Raw genomic sequence first — 17,716 nt, 5'->3', positions numbered from 1 at the left:
CTGCGATCGACTTCCCCGTGGGGAGGGAGGCATCCATTACATCTCCATGAAGGCGGCCGGTCTGCGCCGGCTTGGCTGCAATCCCCGCGCGCTGCCGCGCGGCAGTGGCGCTTACTTACACGCGCTCGAAGATACCCGCCGCGCCCTGGCCCATGCCCACGCACATGGTGACCATGCCGTACTTGAGCTGCTTGCGGCGCAGTGCATGCACCACGGTGGCCGAGCGGATGGCGCCCGTCGCGCCCAGCGGGTGGCCCAGCGCGATGGCGCCGCCCATGGGGTTGACCTTGGCCGTGTCCAGCCCCAGCGTGTTGATGACGGCCAGCGACTGGGCGGCGAAGGCTTCGTTGAGCTCGTACCAGCCGATGTCGTCCTGCTTCAGACCGGCATAGCGCAGCGCGGCGGGAATGGCCTCGATCGGGCCGATGCCCATGATGGACGGCGGCACGCCCTTGCTGGCGAAGCTGACGAAGCGCGCCAGCGGCGTGAGGCCGAAGCGCTTGACGGCGGCTTCGCTGGCCAGGATCAGCGCGCCGGCGCCGTCGCTGGTCTGCGAGCTGTTCCCGGCCGTCACCGTGCCGCGCGCGGCAAACACGGTGCGCAGCTTGGCCAGGCCTTCCAGGCTGGTGTCGGGGCGGGCGCCCTCGTCCAGGCTCACGGTGCGGGTGCTGGCAATGACTTCGCCCGTCTCCAGGTGGGCCGTGCGGTCGGTCACCTCGATGGGCGTGATCTCGTCGGCAAACTCGCCGGCCTGCTGCGCGGCGATGGCGCGGCGGTGCGACTCCAGCGCGAAGGCGTCCTGCGCCTCGCGGCTCACCTTCCACTGCTGGGCCACCTTCTCGGCGGTGAGGCCCATGCCGTAGGCGATGCCCACGTCGCCGTCACGCTCGAAGATGCTGGGCGACAGGCTGGGCGCGTTGCCCATCATGGGCACCATGCTCATGCTCTCCACGCCGGCGGCGATCATCACCTCGGCCTCGCCCACGCGGATGCGGTCGGCCGCCATGGCCACGGCCGACAGGCCCGAAGCGCAGAAGCGGTTCACCGTGATGCCGCCCACGCTGGTGGGCAGGCCCGCCAGCACGGCGCCGATGCGCGCCACGTTCAGGCCCTGCTGCGCCTCGGGGATGGCGCAGCCGCAGATGATGTCCTCGATCGAGGCGGGGTCCAGCCCCGGCACCTGGGCCAGCGCGCTCTTGAGCGTGGTGGCCAGCAGGTCGTCCGGGCGGTAGTTGCGGAAAAAGCCCTTGTGCGAACGGCCGATGGGCGTGCGCGTGGCGGCAACGATGTAGGCGTCTTGGATCTGTTTCATGGTTTCTCTCCTCGGGCGGCCTCAGTTACGCACCGGCTTGCCAGTGTTGAGCATGCCCAGGATGCGCTCCTGGGTCTTGGGGTGCTCGATCAGGGCGCAGAACGCCTTGCGCTCCAGCGCCATCAGGTATTCCTCGCTCACCAGCGTGCCGGCGTCCACGTCGCCGCCGCACACCACTTCGGCGATCAGCGTGGCGATGTGCTGGTCATGCTCGCTGATGAAGCCGCCGTCGCGCATGTTGACCAGCGAGCCGCGGATGGTGGCGATGCCGCTGCGCCCGGCNGGCGCGCGCCAGCCGCTGGCGGCCATGGCGCGGGCCTCGTTGAGGGCGACGAACAGCACCTCGTCCTTGTGCGGCACGATGAGGTCGCTGTCGAGCAGGTAGCCGAGCTTCTTCGACTCAAGGGCGCTGGTGCCTACCTTGGCCATGGCCGCGGCGGTGAAGCCTTCGGTCAGGAAGGGCAGGAGGTCCTTGCCGGTGCTGGCGGCGGCGTTCTCGGCCGCGCGGCGGGCGATGTAGGTCAGGCCGCCGGCACCGGGCACCAGGCCCACGCCCACTTCCACCAGGCCGATGTAGCTTTCCATGTGGGCCACGCGGCGTGCGCTGTGCACGGCCAGCTCGCAGCCGCCGCCCAGCGCCATGCCATGGATGGCCGATACCACCGGCACCTGGGCGTAGCGCAGGCGCAGCATCAGGTTCTGCAGCTCATGCTCCACGCCCTCGATGGCGGCAATGCCAGCCACCACGTAGGCAGGCATGGTGGCCTGCAGGTCGGCGCCCACGCTGAACGGTGCGTCGCCCGACCAGATGACCATGCCGTCGTACTCGCGCTCGGCCAGGTCCACGGCCTCCATCAGGCCTTCCATCACGTCGGGGCTGATCGCGTGCATCTTGCTCTGGATGGAGGCGATCAATACCTTGCCATCGAGCGTCCAGGTGCGCAGCGCATCGGTCTCGCTGATGGTGGTGCCGGCCTTGCGCCAGTCGGGCAGGTTGTCCTCGCCCAGCAGTTTCTCGGGGAAGTACTGGCGCTCGTACACCGGCAACTGGCGGCGCGGCACGAACTTGCCTTGGCGCGCGCTCCACGAACCCTGCGCCGTGTGCACGCCGCCGGCGTCCGCCACCGGGCCCTTGAACACCCATTCGGGCAGCGGCGCCTTGGACAGTGCCTTGCCCGCGTCAATGTCCTCCTGGACCATCCTGGCAACCTCCAGCCAGCCCGCCTCCTGCCACAGCTCGAACGGCCCCTGGCTCATGCCGAAGCCCCAGCGCATGGCCTGGTCCACATCGCGCGCGGTGTCGGCAATCGTGGCCAGATGCACCGCAGCGTAGTGGAAGCTGTTGCGCAGGATGGCCCACAGGAACCGGCCCTGCGCGCCTTGCGAGTTGCGCAGCAGCTTCAGGCGCTCGGCGGCGGGCTTCTTGAGCATGCGGCCGTACACCTCGTCGGCCTTGGCGCCGGCGGGCACATATTCCTCGCTCTCCAGCTCGAAGCGCAGGATGTCGCGGCCCACCTTCTTGTAGAAACCCGCCTTGGCCTTCTGGCCCAGGTGGCCCAGCTCGATCAGCTTTTGCAGGACTGCGGGCGTGCCGAAGCTGTCGTAGAACGGGTCGGTCTGCTCGTTCAGGTTGTCCTGCAGCGTCTTGATGACGTGGGCCATGGTGTCCAGGCCCACCACGTCGGCGGTGCGGAAGGTGCCGCTGCTGGCGCGCCCCAGCTTCTTGCCCGTCAGGTCATCGACCACGTCGAAGGTCAGGCCGAAGTTCTCCACCTCCTTCATCGTGGAAAGCATGCCGGCGATGCCCACGCGGTTGGCGATGAAGTTGGGGGTGTCGTGCGCGCGCACCACGCCCTTGCCCAGGCCGCTGGTCACGAAGGCTTCGAGCTGGTCGAGCACCTCGGGGCGGGTGGTGGGGGTGTTGATCAGCTCCACCAGCACCATGTAGCGCGGCGGGTTGAAGAAGTGGATGCCGCAAAAGCGCGGCTTGATGGCGTCGGGCAGCGCTTCGGACAGCTGGGTGATCGACAGGCCCGAGGTGTTGGACGCCACGATGGCGTGCGGTGCGACGTGCGGCGCGATCTTCTTGTACAGATCGAGCTTCCAGTCCATGCGCTCGGCGATGGCCTCGATGATGAGGTCGCACTCGCCCAGCAGCGCCATGTTCTCCTCGTAGTTCGCCTGCTGGATCAGCGCGGCGTCGTCCGCCACGCCCAGGGGCGAGGGCTTGAGCTTCTTGAGGTTCTCCACGGCCTTGGTGACGATGCCGTTCTTCGGACCTTCCTTGGCGGGGAGATCGAACAGCACCACCGGCACCTTCACATTGACGAGGTGGGCCGCGATCTGCGCGCCCATCACGCCCGCGCCGAGCACGGCGACTTTCTTCACTTGGAATCGGGACATTTGCTTGTTCCTTGGATGGTGGGATGCGCACGGGGCCGCGCGCCAGGCCCCGTGCCACGCGGGCGGGCCGGCTGCGGCGCCGTGGCGCTCACTGCTTTGCTTACTGCACGCGCTGCCAGGTCTGGGTGCGCCAGAACGGGCCCAGGAAGCCGCGCACCTCCAGCCGCTTGCCGCCCTCGATGGGGGTCAGGCTGGCGCGGTATTCCTTGCCGTTTTCGGGGTCGAGGATCTTGCCGCCCTCCCAGACCTCGCGGTCATCGGCCTTCTTGACGCCGCGGATGATCTCCAGCCCCGCGATCGCCTTGCCCTTGCGGTCGTCCTTGCACTCGGTGCAGGTGGCGGCAGGGTCGGCGTCCTTTTTGAGGGACTTCTCGATACGGCCGTTCAGCACGCCGCTGGTTTCGGCAATACGGATCTCGGCCTTGGCCTCGCCCGTCTTGTCGTCCACGCTGCGCCACAGGCCCACGGGGGACATCTGGGCCCATGCAGGGGCCGCGATTGCTGCAAAAATGATAGCTGCTAGCGCTTGTCTCATAAGGCCTCCAGTGCAAAAACGTTCAAAATTGGCAATGCGTGCAATTGCTGGCTCAGGCCAGGGCGGCGTCGGTGTCCATGAGCACCTTGCTGCCGGCGCGGGCGGTGCGCATCAGCGTGTGGACTTCAGGGAACAGCTTGGCGAAGTAAAAACGCGCCGTCTGCAGCTTGGCCTGGTAGAACGGGTCGGTGTTGCCGGCGGCAATCTCGCGCAGCGCCACCTGGGCCATGCGGGCAAACATGTAGCCGAACACCAGGTGGCCGGCCACCCGCAGGTAGTCCACAGCGGCGGCGCCCACCTCATCGGGGTTCTGGAAGCCGCGGAAGCCGATCTCGGTGGTGAACTTAGGTAACTGGTCGCCCAGGTAGGCGATGGGGTTGATGAACTCAGCCATCTTCTCGTTCACGCCTTCTTCGGCCACCAGCTGCCCGACCAGCTTGCCGAACTTCTTGAGCGTGGCGCCGTTGTTGCCCAGCACCTTGCGGCCCAGCAGATCCAGCGACTGCACGGTGTTCGTGCCTTCGTAGATCATGTTGATGCGGTTGTCGCGCACGAACTGCTCCATGCCCCATTCCTTGATGAAGCCGTGGCCGCCAAAGACCTGCATGCAGGCGTTGGTGGCAATGTGCCCGTTGTCGGTGATGAAGGCCTTGACGATGGGGGTCAGCAGCGCCACCAGCTCGTCGCTGTCCTTGCGCACCTTCTCGTCGGGGTGGCTGTGCGCCTTGTCCAGCAGCAGCGTGCAGAAAATCTGCAGCGCACGCGCGCCCTCGGCGTAGGCTTTGGCGGTGAGCAGCATCTTGCGCACGTCGGGGTGCACGATGATGGGATCGGCCTCCTTGTCCTTGGCCTTGGTGCCCGACAGGCTGCGCATCTGGATGCGGTCCTTGGCGTAGGCCAGCGCGTTCTGGAAGGCCACTTCGGTCAGGCCCAGCGACTGGTTGCCCACGCCCAGGCGGGCGGCATTCATCATCACGAACATCGCGGCCAGGCCCTTGTTGGGCTCGCCCACCAGGGTGCCGATGGCGCCGTCGATGGCAATCTGCGCCGTGGCGTTGCCGTGGATGCCCATCTTGTGCTCCAGGCCCGTGCAGTAGATGGGGTTGCGCTCGCCGATGCTGCCGTCGGCGTTCACCTTGAACTTCGGCACCACGAACAGGCTGATGCCCTTGCTGCCCTTGGGTGCGTCGGGCAGGCGAGCCAGCACCAGGTGCACGATGTTGGAGGTGAAGTTGTGCTCGCCGGCGCTGATGAAGATCTTGTTGCCGGTGATCTTGTACGTGCCGTCGCCCACCGGTTCGGCCTTGGTGCGCAGCAGCCCCAGGTCGGTGCCGCAGTGCGGCTCGGTCAGGCACATGGTGCCGGTCCACTCGCCGCTGACCAGCTTGGGCAGGTAGGTCTTCTTCTGCTCGTCGGTGCCGTGCGCCAGCAGCGCCTCGTAGGCGCCGTGCGACAGGCCGGGGTACATGGTCCAGGCCTGGTTGGCGCTGTTGAGCATCTCGTACAGGCACTGGTTCACCGTGTGCGGCAGGCCCTGGCCGCCATAGGCGGTGTCGCACGACAGCGCCGCCCAGCCACCTTCCACGTATTGCGCATAGGCCTCCTTGAATCCCTTGGGCGTGGTCACCTCGTGCGTCTGCTGGTTCAGCGTGCAGCCCTCGGTGTCGCCGCTGATGTTCAGCGGGAACGCCACGCCGGCGGCGAACTTGCCGGCTTCTTCCAGCACGGCGTTGATCGTGTCGGCATCCACTTCAGCATGCGCGGGCATGGCCTTGAATTCGTCGGTGACCTTGAAGACTTCATGCAGGACGAATTGCATGTCGCGCAGCGGAGGCGTGTAAGTAGGCATGTGGAGACTCCTGGGAAGAAGGAAGGTTGGAAAAGAAGAAAAACGGAAATACGGGTGGCAGGGCTCAACCGCGGTGGCCGGGCAGCGCGCTGTAGCGCGCCAGGATGTTGTCAAAGCCCGTGTTGGCCCGGTCGATGGAGCCGGGCGTGTGCAGGAAGCGCGCCTCATAGTGCAGCGCCAGGATCAGGCCGTGGATCTCGAACAGCATCTGGTCTTCGCTGACGTCGTCGCGGATCTCGCCGCACTCCTTGCACTGCTGGATGGCGCGCCTCATCGCGGCCTGCCAGGTCATCACCGAGTTGGCCAGCGCATCGCGCACGGGGCCCGTGCGATCGTCGAACTCCACCGCGCCGCTGATGTAGATGCAGCCGGAGTCGATCTCGATGGAGGTGCGCTTCATCCAGTTGGCAAACAGCGCGCGCAGGCGCGGCACGCCGCGAGGGGCCTGCATCGCGGGGTAGAACACTTCCTGCTCGAATCGCGTGTGGTACTCGCGGATCACCGAGATCTGCAGTTCCTCACGCGAGCCGAAGTGCGCGAACACGCCTGACTTGCTCATGCCCGTCACTTCGGCCAGCGCACCGATGGACAGCCCCTCCAGGCCGATGTGCGTGGCCAGGCCCAGGGCGGCATCGATGATGACGGCCTTGGTGTGTTGCCCCTTGTGCAGCGCCCGGCCCTCGCGGCGGGATACACGGGCGGTCTTGGGTGAAGAAGTCGATACCGGCATGGCGTGCAATAAAACGAACGATCGTTCTATTTTGCACGAAGCAAACGGGCGGCGCCAGCCTTTCCGCGGATGCGGAACATACGTCGGGGGTANCCGCCATCAGCATGGAATCGTGTCCGCCATCGCGTGGAATACGCAAATATGGGATTTACAGCAGCAGCGCCAGGGTGGCGTCCAGGTGCTCCGTGGGCGGGCGGCGAAAGCCCGAGCGCGCATAGCGCTGCAGGCGCCCGCGGATCAGGTCGCACAGCGCCGCGGCGCGCACCTGCGCCTGCACCGTGGGGGCGGCCTCGCCATCGGCTTCGGCCGCGGGCCGCAGGCATTGGCGCAGCGTGGCCTCCACCTTGTCGAAGAACAGGTTCATGCGCTGCTGCAGGCGCTCGTTCTCGAACACCAGCGCGTCGCCCACCATCACGCGCACCATGCCGGGGTTGCGCTCGCCGAACTGAAGCACCATGGCCGTGATGCGTGCCGCGCGCTGGGCGCCGCCGGCCTCGCCCGGATGCTCCACGATCTGGCGCACCAGCGTGAAGACGCTGTGTTCGATGAAGTCGATCAGCCCCTCGAACATCTGCGCCTTGCTGGCGAAGTGGCGGTACAGCGCCGCCTCGCTCACGTCCAACCGGCGCGCCAGCGCGGCCGTGGTGATGCGCTCGGCACCCGGCTGCTCCAGCATGGCCGCCAGCGCGTGCAGGATCTGCTCGCGCCGCTCGCCGGGCCGCAGGCGGCGGCGGGGTGCCGGAGCGTCACCGGGCACGGAAGAGTCGGGCGAGGAGTCAGACATATGAAACAATTGTATGCAATTGATTCTCGCATGCCGTAGTAATGACCCCACCAGGGCAATCGACAACCGTGGCAAATGCGCAACCACCCATCGGGATCGAAAGCCCCGATGAGCGGTTGCGCCCGATGAACGCCTTGGTGGTGCACGCCCTAAACCGGGCCCGTGCAAGGCGACAAAACGCCTCAGTGGCTTCGGATCATGGTGCCGTAAGCTTGGTCCGTCAGTATTTCCAGCAGCATGGAATGCGGCACTCGGCCATCGACCACGTGCACCGCGTTCACGCCCGCCTTGGCCGCGTCGATCGCGCCGGCGAGCTTGGGCAGCATGCCGCCAGAGATCGTGCCATCGGCAATCAGCGCGTCGATCTGCTGCGGCGTCAGCTCGGCCAGCAACTGCCCGTTCTTGTCGAGCACGCCGGGAATGTTGGTCAGCATCACCAGCTTTTCCGCCTGCAGCACCGTGGCCAGCTTGCTGGCCACCACGTCGGCGTTGATGTTGTAGCTCTCGTTCTCCTCACCGAAACCGATGGGGCTGATGACGGGGATGAAGGCATCGTCCTGCAGCGCCTTGACCACGCTCGGGTCGATGGCCACGATGTCACCCACCTGGCCCACGTCGTACTCGATGCTCGGATCCTTGTTGTCCAGCATCTTGAGCTTCCTGGCGCGGATCATGCCGCCGTCGCGCCCCGTCAGACCCACGGCCTTGCCACCCGCGTGGTGGATCAGACCGACGATGTCCTGTTGCACCTCGCCCGCCAGCACCCACTCGACCACCTCCATGGTCTCGGCGTCCGTCACGCGCATGCCCTGGATGAACTCGCCCTTCTTGCCCAGGCGGTTCAGCGCCTGCTCGATCTGCGGGCCGCCGCCATGCACCACCACCGGGTTGATGCCCACCAGCTTGAGCAGCACCACGTCCTCGGCAAAGTCCTGCTGCAGCTCCGGGTCGGTCATGGCATTGCCGCCATATTTGATGACCATGGTCTTGCCATGGAACTTGCGGATGTACGGCAGCGCCTGGGCCAGGATCTCAGCCTTGTCGCGCGGCGCAATCGAAAGAAGGTCGGTCATGTGTACGGGAAGATTGACAAGCGTGGATTACAAACAGCGCAAATTGTGCCGCATCCGGCGCACGCGCGCCGCCTTCAGAAGCGCATCCAGCCCGGCACCTTGAAGCGGATGATGGCCAGGTACGCCATCACGTACAGCACCATGAACAGCAGGCAGAACCCTATCAGCACCGGCGTATAGCGCCAGAACAGCACCGCCGGGACCACCGTGAGCAGCGTGAATGCCCACAGATAGGGGGAAGTACGATTGTTGCGCTTGAGCATGCGCCTGGCTGCGTCGCCATGCAGCACGCGGCGCACTATGCGCCTGTAAATCAGTTGGTGAAAATGCAGCGCATCGGCCACGCCCGGCGACACGCCGCGCACCAGCTTGCGGTACATGGAGAACACCGTCTCCCACACGGGGTAGATCAGCAGCAGCATGGGGAACCAGGGCGACACTTGGGGATTGCGCTGCACCAGGCTCAGGCTGGCCAGTGCAATCACCCCCCCCCAGATATAGGCTCCGCCATCACCGGCAAACAGCATGCCGCGCGGGTAATTCCAAACCAGGAAGCCTCCCGTCGCCGCTGCCGTGGACACCAGCACCGCCGCCAGCCCCCGGTCGCCCACCTGCAGCGCCACATGGGCCAGCGCTAGGCAGACGATGATGGCCACCATGCCGGCCAGGCCGTTGTAGCCATCGATGATGTTGAAGGCATGGGGCAGGCCCGTCACCGCCAACAGTGCAATGCCCACGCCCAGCCAGGGCGCAGTCCCCAGCAGCGCATCCAGCCAGGGCAGGTCCAGCCGTGGAAGCTGCAGGCCGAGCATGCTCACGGCCAACACCGCCGTCAGCAGAGACAAAAGCAGGCGAAAGCGTGGCGCCAGGCGCTGGGTCACGTCCTCCACCATGCCTCCTACCACGGCCGGCATCAGTGCAAGCAGCCACCACAGCACCCAGCTATCCATGCGCAGCGAAGAGGAATCGCCCATCGCCGTCGTCAAACGCCCCAGTCCCCAACTCAGCGCTATGCCCACCAGCATGGCCAGCCCGCCCAGACGCGGCACGTCACCGTAATGAAACCGCTGGGGCACCGCGCGCCCATAGTTGGCCGCATAGTCCTGCGCCCAGCGCAGCACGCCCGCAGCAGCCAGCACGGAGCTCAGAAAAGCGACGAAGGAAAGCCAGATCATGAAGGCCTGATGGTAGCTGCCCCGATGCCTAGCCTATCGCACCAGCGTCTGGTATAGACGCATGACTTTGTCCACGTACTGCCGCGTTTCGGGGTAGGGCGGGATGCGCCTGCCATGCTTGACGACGGCGCCCTCGCCCGCGTTGTAAGCCGCCAGGGCCAACTCTTTGTCGCCATCGAACATGCGCAGCAGATCCGCCAGGTAGCGGCTACCTACCTGGACATTGAGCTTGGGCTCCATCACCGCGTGGCGGCCATCCGTGCCGGAACGCCCCGCCACTCCATAGCGCTCCGCCGTGGCCGGCATGACCTGCATCAGGCCCAGAGCTCCCTTGCGTGACACCGCATCGGCGTTAAAGCCCGACTCCGCTGCCGCCACGGCGATGACCAGCGCGGGCTCCAGCGCCTGCGCACGTGCAGCCTCTTCCAGCAGCGGCTGTGCCGCCGCATATCCGGGCAGCTTGGCCGCCTGGGTGTTGCCCGACTTGGACTGCCCTGCGGGCGTAGCGGAGCCCACGCCCTCGATCCAAATCACGCCGCGCGGCGCCGGAGGCGGCACGTTACCCATGTGCGTCACGCCATCGCGGTCCACGAACTGCCAGACGGTCTGTGCCTGGGCAGCAGCTACCCAAGCTCCTGCGAGCAGCACCAGTGTGCAAGCCGCGCGCACCTTCCTCATAGTCCGTTGCCTCATGTCAATCCACGCCCAACCGCCGAGCCAAGCGCGCGCGCCAGGAACTCCCGCCTATGGCGGCACGCTCCTGAGCCGAGGTCTCTTGCGCGTCCTGGCAGGCCTGCTCCAGTGCTGCCTTGTCAGTTGCCAGCTGTTGCACCTGCTGGCGCAGCGAGTCCCGTTCCTGCTCAAACTGCGCAATCAGCTGCCGGGCCTCGCCAAACGCCTTCTGATGCTCCAGCAACGAGGCATGTTCCGTCGCATGCGTCAGCTGCAGCGCCTGCAGCTGGGCGCGCAGCTGGCTGGCCTCGGCGCGCACCTGCACCATCTCCCAGTCGCGCGAGTCACGCGCGGGCGCCGCGACCACCATCCACTGATACACATCGAAATCAGTCCAGCCCGTAAGCAAATGCTGGCGCCAGGCATCAGGAATGGCTTCCCAGTGCCAGGCAAATTCGCTCTGTGCCACGGGGACCCGGTTGGCCTCCCAAGCGAGCGGCACCCAGCCGCAGTCCATCAGTAGCTGCTCTATGCTGCGCCGGGTGAAGAAACGCAGGTGGGTGCGGTCGAGCAGCCCCTTGTCCGCATAGTCGAACACACCGGCGCGCAAGGCCGCCACCACGCCGGCATAGGCGATATTGGGCAGCGAGATGATCAGGCTGCCCATGGGCTCCAGCAGCCCGGCAAGCTCCTCGAGCACCTGTTCAGGGGAGCGCAAGTGCTCCAGCACATCACATGCCAGGATGGCACCGAAGCGCCGCCCCTGCAGCGCATCCAGCCAGGCCAGACCGTCCAGGTCCGCCTCCACGGCCTGCACGCCCAGGGGCCGCAACGCCTGCAGCGCAGCGGGGTCATTCTCCACCACCGTGACCGCTTGCCCGCGCGCGCGCAGCACCTGCGTCATGGCCCCCGGGCCAGGCCCCAGTTCGAGTACAGAGGCCCTGCCCGGCACCCGGCGCAGGAGCCGCGCGGCCCAGGCATCGCCCTCGGGGTCGAAGGCGTAGTCGTAGCGTTCTATGTCAGACATTGCTCTCCCCCTCTTGCGCGGCTGGCCGCCACATCTGGTCCCACAAACCCCAATGCCACCAAGCCCAGGGGCGCTCACGCACATCCCTGTCCAGGCGCTGAATCACGGCATCTATGGCGGCCTGCGGGCTGCCGGACAACGCCTCCACCGCCACCTCCAGCCTGTCCGGCGCCAGACTGCGCGTGCAGGCATGCAGCAAGGCGGCCCCCGTGGACTCGGCCAAGCGCTCGATGCCTGTGGGCAAACGCAGGTACCCGCCCAGGAACGCATGGTCGCGCATGCGCGCAAAGTCGGGGCTCCAGGCATCGGCCAGGATCACCCAGCCCTGGCCCTTGCGCAGGCCTTCGTGCACCGGACGCAAGGGCTCGCTCGATGTACGCCACTGCCCCCCCGTAATCCGCGTCGTGGCGGCGATCTTCCTCACCAGAAAAGCGCGCTGCGCCTCGCCCAGGCCCGGATTGTCCACGACGGGCATGGTCAGGATGTTCAGCGCCACCCCCCTGCGCCCCAGGGCGATCACCGCGGTGAGCAAGCGATCGTAGTGGTTAAGCACGAGAATGAATCCCTGTCCGCGTTGCTGCAGAGTCTGCACATGCCCCCAGCCCTGCAGCGTAATGCTCGGCCCACCCGGCTCGCCCAGGCGGTGCAAAGCCGCGGCGTCCAGCATTTCCGTGGCCAGCATGTCCAGATGCGCACGCGCCCATTGCCGGTGCTGCTCCCCTGTCGCTCCAAGAAAAACCTGGCTGAACCGCTGCTGCAAAAAAAGCTCGGTCGCACGCCGCACGGCCGGCGCATCGCGGCCCAGCCAATGCACAAGCCGCCAGGGCAAAGTGCTGGGCAGGCGGCCCAGTGCGGGGAACGCCCAGTCCAGTCGCCAGTCGCGACTCATTGCACCTGCAGCCATTCGTGCTCCAGCCAAACCAGACCGAACTCGCGGTGCTTCTGGTTAAGCACCGTGAAAGGCTGGATCAGCTCCGCCATGTCGAGCACCTGCAGACCAGAATCGTCCAACGTGTACACGCTCCACAGGTATTCGCCCGACAGCAGCGGAAGACGGGGAAACCGCACGCGCACCCGATGCTGGCCCACACCGCGCATGGGCGGCCTGGAACCGAGGAACTGGGTGCTGCTGCCAAACACGTTGTCCTTGTCCGGCCGCACGATGGCAAACCCTACATGGAATGGTGCGTCGCCATAGGACTCCACCTCGATCTCCAGGGTCAGGTCCTGGAACGAATCCACCTGCGCAGGGTTGATTCCGTCGGCAGTCTCGATGCCTACGCGCATGATCTTCACCGGCACCGATGCGTGCGCTGGCGGAGCCGCAGCCGTCTGCGTCGGCGCTACCGCGGCGTCCGGCGCATCGGTACGCAGATGGGCGTAGCGCCGCCGCTCATGCGCCTCGTAGGCCGTGACCACGTCCTCGGTGTGGCCGATCGCCTCTATGCGGCCGCCATGGATCCAGGCCGCACGCTGGCACAGGCTGCGCACCTGGTACAGGTTGTGCGAACAAAACAGCACCGTCGCACCGCGCCCGCGCAGTTCCAGGATGCGGTTCAGGCTTTTTTTCTGGAAGTGCAGGTCACCAACCGACAGCGCCTCGTCCACGATCAGCACCTCCGGCTCGATGGCCGTCGCCGCCGCGAACGCCAGCCGCATGAACATGCCCGACGAATAGGTCTTCACGGGCCGCTGCAGAGTTTCGGCGGAAAGCTCGGAGAACTCCGTCGCCCGCGCCGCGAAATCCTCCAACGCCTCCCCCTCCAGGCCATGCAGCGCCGCCATGAAGCGAATGTTGTCCTGCCCCGACTCTTCGGGGTGAAAGCCCGCCCCGAGTTCCAGCAGCGCCGCCACCCGTCCCTGGCGCATGACCTCGCCCCGCGTGGGGCGGATGGTGCCTGCCGCGATCTTCAGCAAGGTGCTCTTGCCCGCGCCGTTCTCGCCGATCAGGCCAAAGGTCTCGCCCGGCCGCACCTCGAAGTCGATGCCCGCCAGCGCCACGTGCACGCGGTGGCGCTGGCGCCCGGTCACCCACTCCCACAGCCTGTCCTGCGGGCGTGCATACACCGCATAGTGCTTTTCTATGTTCTTGAACGCGATGGCCATTACAGCGCCTCACCCAGTGCTGCCTTCATCGAGCGGAAGAACCACCAGCCCCCTCCACCCAGCAGTAGAGTCCAGGCCAGCAGAGCCCACAGCGTGCCCCCAGGCATGGCCATGCCCAGCGCCGCCCACTCCACAGCCAGCACCAGGCAGGCCACCGGATTGAGCAGATACCAGACGTGAAAGCGCTCGGGCACCTGCGCCAGCGGGTAGACCACCGGCGTCAGGTAGAACCACAGCTGCAACGCAAAGGCCACGATCGAACCCACGTCGCGCCACAAAAAATGCGCCATGCTCAGGAGCAGCGTCAGGCCGAACGTCAACGCCACCTGAGCCAACACCAGCAACGGTAGCCAAGCCCAAGTGGCCCGCAGCGGCGCCCCCTGCGTGAGGCTGAGCACCAGGAACAAGGCGTAGCCTATGGCCATCACCAACAGACTGCCTCCGACGGCTACCGCAGGCAGGATCTCGGCCGGCATGGGTTGCTTGCGCAAAAAATCCTCGTAGGCTGCCAGGCAGCCCACGCCCCGGCCTATGGCATCCGTGAACGGCAGCCACACGGCCAAGCCCGCCAGCAGGTGCAACAGGTAGCCGTTGGCAAGATCCAGCCCCGGTACGCGCACCGCCAGTACCATGCCAAAAAGCACGTAAAAGATCGCCAGCGTGGCCAGCGGCTGCACGAAGGCCCAGGACAGACCCAGGACGGAGCCCGCATAACGCGTCTTGAATTCGCGCAGCATCCAATAGCGCCACAACACCCAGGCGTGCTGCGCGCGTCCCGACGACGCCTGCTGTAAAGCCCCCGGCCGATTGACGCTCACGCCCATGTACACCTCGCCAGCACCCTGTCCGATCCGGTTCCGCATGGCCACTGCCAACGCCTCATCAACTGCATCATCACACCGCTTCTTCAGCCACCACAGACAGCAGCTTGCGCGCCTCCAGGAGCCCCTGCTCGAAGGCTTCTGCCGACGCCTTCCAGTGCTGGTGGCGCGCAAACTCCTGGGCTCGCCGGCACAGGGCCTGGCGCGCAGCATCGTCCTGCAGCAAATGGCACAGCGCATCCGACAGGGCCTCCAGCGTAGGATCGGTCAGCAGCGCCACATCGTCATTGAGCAGCCACTCTACGCAGTCACCACGATTGGAGACCACGGCGCAGCCGGCGGCCATCACCTCCAGCGGCATCAACGACAGGTTGGTCAGCGACAGCACCAGCGCCGCATCGCACTGGCTGAACACGTCGGCCAACTCCTCGGGCGAGATGACTCCCGCCGCCAGATGAGGAAATGGAATGTGGTAGTCGCTCACATCCCAGCCGGCCAGTATGAACTGGGTATCCGGCAATCTGCGCGAGACGGCCTCCAGCACCAGCAGGCCGAACTCGAAGGCGCGCCGCGGCGTTGGCGGGCGCGCATAGAAAAATACACGCTTGATGTGCTGCTCGCGCCGCGGGCGCTGGCGGTACAGGTCGTGATCCACGCCGAAGCTGATGGGGTGCGTCAGCATGCCGTATTCGGCCCGCAGCTTGCGTGCCAGCCAGCCCCCGGCGGTAATGCCGAAGAAGCCGAAATGGTAGGTGTTGTCCGCCAGCACCGACTCGGTCCCGGTCGGGTAGAAACTCGGCTCGAAATCCTGCACGAAGTACAGCTTCTTGACAGGCCCTGCGACCGCACGCACTGGATAGGCCGTCTGCCAGCCAGTGGCAATGACGAACTCGCTATTGGGCAACCCATCAAAACCGATGAAAACCCGGGCCTGCAGGGGAAAGAAATGCTCGCAGATATCGTGGCGCGCCGACTCGGCCGTCGCATGAACCGTGGGGCTCACGATCACGATGCTCGACTCCCAGCCCATGCGCTCCAGATGCCAGATGGTGCGAAAAATGGTCTGGTGTCCGCCCGAGCCGATATTGAAATCCGGAATGAACCAAAGCAAGGTATTGGCGCGCGCCGGCTGCGGAGCCAACTGCACCCTGTCGACGCGCACGAAGTCGTAATGCGTGAAGACATTGCGGCTCTTCAACGGTCCGCCAGGCCCGTGCTTGAGCCGTTGCCTGACCATGGACGCGGCACGACGAACCCCATGGCGTCGCGTCAAATCCCACACTTGGCGCATACGCAGTCCGATCGATCCCAGCATAAATCCCCAAATACGTGATGTTTTAGAAAGGCGTCCGGCCGAACTCGTCACGAACACGCTGCAGGCACCTAAGCGGCGCGGCCGCGCTGCAGCGCTTGGTCGCGCGAGATAACGCGCAATAGCCAAGCCGGCAGACTCTGGTGCCGCGTGCCCAGGAACTGCCCCAAGGTTCGAGCCAACTCTATGCCAGCCATGTAAGCAGAGTGTTTCAGCCAGGACCAGCCGCGCACACCCGCCTGACGCAGCCAACGCGCATCGCGCCGCGCCAGCAAGACAGCGCTGGCCAATGTGCGCGCCAAGCTTCGCTGCATGTCGTAGCCGAAATCACGCTGGAATGAGCTTGCCTCGTCGAAATTGCGCTGCAGCGTCTCCCACACCCCGAAATCGTGGGAATGATAGACCGCCGCCTCGGGCACGAACGCCTTGGCATAACCGGCCTTGATGGCCGACAGCATCCAAGTCTGGTCCTCGGCAAACATCACATCTGGAAACGGCAGTTTCTCCCACACCGAACGTCGCAGGCAGGAGTTGTTGTTCGAGAAGAAATGCAGCCACTGGCGATAGCCCACCTCGCGGTCGAAGCGCTCGCGATCTTCCAACTGCACCCGCGACAGTACGCTGCCGAAACCCGCGAAATGCTCGGCCAGTTCGCGCTCGGTGACATGGCGCGCACCGGGGTGCGCGCGGTGCGGACCGAACGCGCCCGCCACGTCGGGTGCGCTGTCGCAGCCTTCGACCAAGTGGCGCAACCAGTGCGCATCGGCCGGCCGGGCGTCCTGCGTGATGAAGACCAGAAAATCACCGCGCGACAGGCTGGCAAGGTAATTGCGAGTTCGTCCATGACCAAACTCGGCGGCGGGGATGAGCTCCACCCGCACACCGCGCTGGCGCGCGCATTCGACCGAGCCATCCCTAGAGCCCGAATCCACGACGACGACCTCGAACGGCCAAGGCGTACTCTGCGCAAGCACGGCGTCGAGCACCTCGCCCAACAGGGCGCCGCCGTTCTTGACAGGGATGAGTACGGATGCTCTAGGAACCATCATGGAGTAAGACGCGCGACGCGTTTTTCGCGCACGTCAACACCAGAGCCGCGCCGAGAGAGCCGCAAAATTAAGACAACTTTGAATTCTAGTGCGTTCCATCGGACGCAACAACCTTGCCTCTGCCGCAGGCCCATGCCCACCCCCAAGCAGCCGACCAATGCATTCGTGAGCAACAGGCGCTACACGGTCAGGTTTGCGAAGCCTGCTGCTCTGCGGCATACAGCCTTTGCAAGTCTTCGGGATATTCCTGCGGATTCATAAACTTGGAATCCCCCAACACCTGACCGTTATAGAAATCCTTGAAAACCTGCGTGATGCGCGCAGGAAACAGCCCTGCATGCTCGCTCCCCTTGAGGAACACGGCCACAAAATCGCTCCACACCGCAGCGTCCTGCCGACTGACATAAGACTCAAGCACGCAGGTATCGACCCCGTTGCGTTGCGCCCAGGTCACCAGCGCTCTGCCGCTATCGGGATAGAAGCGCCAGCAATCAACGGGATAACGGTGAAACGTTCCATTGGACGGCGCATTGAGATAAAAAAGCCCCGGCGACTTGAGCACGCGCATGATTTCGAGAAACAGCACCCAGAACAGTTCGGAATGCTCGAAGCACGAACTGCTGACAACGACATCGACCGAGGCATCCTCGAAAGGCAGGCGATAAGGGTCGTCGAGCACCACGTCGACCCCCCTGCCCTGAACGAAATCCACGCCAATGAACTTCAAATGCGGCGGGCACACGCTGCGCAGCGAACCGTTCACATCCTGCGCACCAATATCGACCACCACGCCCTGCGCCAGTTTCGCGGCGTAAATATCGAAGAACAACTTACCGTTGTTCATGGCACTGGGATGCATGCGTCGCCC

At 65.5% G+C, this 17,716-nt stretch carries 16 protein-coding genes and 1 pseudogene; all 17 read right to left on the bottom strand.

From position 1 onward, the window contains the following. Nucleotides 1–115 precede the first annotated feature (115 nt). The 17 genes and pseudogenes from OX89_RS07305 to OX89_RS07230 all read right to left on the bottom strand — a co-directional run bounded on the left by OX89_RS07305 (nucleotide 116) and on the right by OX89_RS07230 (nucleotide 17,707). Nucleotides 116–1,312 (bottom strand): acetyl-CoA C-acyltransferase, encoded by a 1,197-nt coding sequence (locus tag OX89_RS07305; protein WP_047350106.1) that lies wholly within the window; start codon nucleotides 1,310–1,312, stop codon nucleotides 116–118. 21 nt (nucleotides 1,313–1,333) lie between these two features. Continuing rightward, a pseudogene (locus OX89_RS19060) lies at nucleotides 1,334–1,594 on the bottom strand (3-hydroxyacyl-CoA dehydrogenase); the annotation flags it as partial. Between the two features lies 1 nt (nucleotide 1,595). After that, nucleotides 1,596–3,715: 3-hydroxyacyl-CoA dehydrogenase/enoyl-CoA hydratase family protein (locus OX89_RS07300; RefSeq protein WP_234305526.1), on the bottom strand; the 2,120-nt coding region annotated here is incomplete at its 3' end. Nucleotides 3,716–3,815: 100 nt separating this feature from the next. Further along, complete coding sequence (locus tag OX89_RS07295; RefSeq protein ID WP_011804047.1) at nucleotides 3,816–4,250, bottom strand: DUF2147 domain-containing protein; 435 nt, start codon at nucleotides 4,248–4,250, stop codon at nucleotides 3,816–3,818. A 52-nt stretch (nucleotides 4,251–4,302) separates the two neighbouring features. Then, complete coding sequence (locus tag OX89_RS07290; RefSeq protein WP_047350104.1) at nucleotides 4,303–6,099, bottom strand: acyl-CoA dehydrogenase C-terminal domain-containing protein; 1,797 nt, start codon at nucleotides 6,097–6,099, stop codon at nucleotides 4,303–4,305. A gap of 64 nt (nucleotides 6,100–6,163) precedes the next feature. Continuing rightward, entirely contained in the window at nucleotides 6,164–6,829 is a 666-nt protein-coding gene (locus OX89_RS07285; protein ID WP_047350103.1) for a TetR/AcrR family transcriptional regulator, read from the bottom strand. A gap of 148 nt (nucleotides 6,830–6,977) precedes the next feature. Then, on the bottom strand, nucleotides 6,978–7,613 hold the full coding sequence (gene slmA / locus OX89_RS07280) for a nucleoid occlusion factor SlmA (protein WP_047350102.1): 636 nt from the start codon (nucleotides 7,611–7,613) through the stop codon (nucleotides 6,978–6,980). Nucleotides 7,614–7,795: 182 nt separating this feature from the next. Next, entirely contained in the window at nucleotides 7,796–8,686 is an 891-nt protein-coding gene (gene argB, locus OX89_RS07275) for an acetylglutamate kinase (protein WP_013517568.1), read from the bottom strand. 74 nt (nucleotides 8,687–8,760) lie between these two features. Further along, nucleotides 8,761–9,861: a glycosyltransferase family 4 protein gene (locus OX89_RS07270; protein ID WP_047350101.1), complete on the bottom strand. Its 1,101-nt coding sequence runs from the start codon at nucleotides 9,859–9,861 to the stop codon at nucleotides 8,761–8,763. 33 nt (nucleotides 9,862–9,894) lie between these two features. Beyond that, the gene (locus OX89_RS07265; RefSeq protein ID WP_013517566.1) at nucleotides 9,895–10,539 is read right to left on the bottom strand and encodes a transglycosylase SLT domain-containing protein; all 645 of its coding nucleotides are present in this window, start codon (nucleotides 10,537–10,539) and stop codon (nucleotides 9,895–9,897) included. Nucleotides 10,540–10,555: 16 nt separating this feature from the next. After that, on the bottom strand, nucleotides 10,556–11,560 hold the full coding sequence (locus OX89_RS07260) for a bifunctional 2-polyprenyl-6-hydroxyphenol methylase/3-demethylubiquinol 3-O-methyltransferase UbiG (protein ID WP_013517565.1): 1,005 nt from the start codon (nucleotides 11,558–11,560) through the stop codon (nucleotides 10,556–10,558). Continuing rightward, nucleotides 11,553–12,449 (bottom strand): hypothetical protein, encoded by an 897-nt coding sequence (locus OX89_RS07255; RefSeq protein WP_234305525.1) that lies wholly within the window; start codon nucleotides 12,447–12,449, stop codon nucleotides 11,553–11,555. The genes OX89_RS07260 and OX89_RS07255 overlap by 8 nt, the downstream gene beginning before the upstream one ends. Beyond that, entirely contained in the window at nucleotides 12,446–13,666 is a 1,221-nt protein-coding gene (locus OX89_RS07250) for an ABC transporter ATP-binding protein (RefSeq protein WP_013721368.1), read from the bottom strand. The genes OX89_RS07255 and OX89_RS07250 overlap by 4 nt, the downstream gene beginning before the upstream one ends. Next, nucleotides 13,666–14,529 carry an ABC transporter permease gene (locus OX89_RS07245; protein ID WP_234305524.1) on the bottom strand — a complete coding sequence of 288 codons (864 nt, stop codon included), beginning with the start codon at nucleotides 14,527–14,529 and terminating at the stop codon, nucleotides 13,666–13,668. Before OX89_RS07245 ends, OX89_RS07250 begins: the two co-directional genes overlap by 1 nt. 31 nt (nucleotides 14,530–14,560) lie before the next feature. Continuing rightward, nucleotides 14,561–15,724, bottom strand: coding sequence for a glycosyltransferase family 4 protein (locus OX89_RS07240; RefSeq protein ID WP_047350099.1), 1,164 nt, complete (start codon nucleotides 15,722–15,724; stop codon nucleotides 14,561–14,563). 146 nt (nucleotides 15,725–15,870) lie between these two features. Beyond that, nucleotides 15,871–16,845 (bottom strand): glycosyltransferase family 2 protein, encoded by a 975-nt coding sequence (locus OX89_RS07235; RefSeq protein ID WP_255352807.1) that lies wholly within the window; start codon nucleotides 16,843–16,845, stop codon nucleotides 15,871–15,873. 190 nt (nucleotides 16,846–17,035) lie between these two features. Continuing rightward, nucleotides 17,036–17,707 carry a methyltransferase domain-containing protein gene (locus OX89_RS07230; protein ID WP_047350097.1) on the bottom strand — a complete coding sequence of 224 codons (672 nt, stop codon included), beginning with the start codon at nucleotides 17,705–17,707 and terminating at the stop codon, nucleotides 17,036–17,038. Nucleotides 17,708–17,716: the final 9 nt, after the last annotated feature.

This window comes from Diaphorobacter sp. J5-51 (assembly GCF_001023515.1).
Classification (GTDB): domain Bacteria; phylum Pseudomonadota; class Gammaproteobacteria; order Burkholderiales; family Burkholderiaceae_C; genus Diaphorobacter; species Diaphorobacter nitroreducens.
The sequence above is the reverse complement of the archived record's forward strand: the minus strand, read 5'-3'. Positions and strand labels throughout refer to the sequence as shown.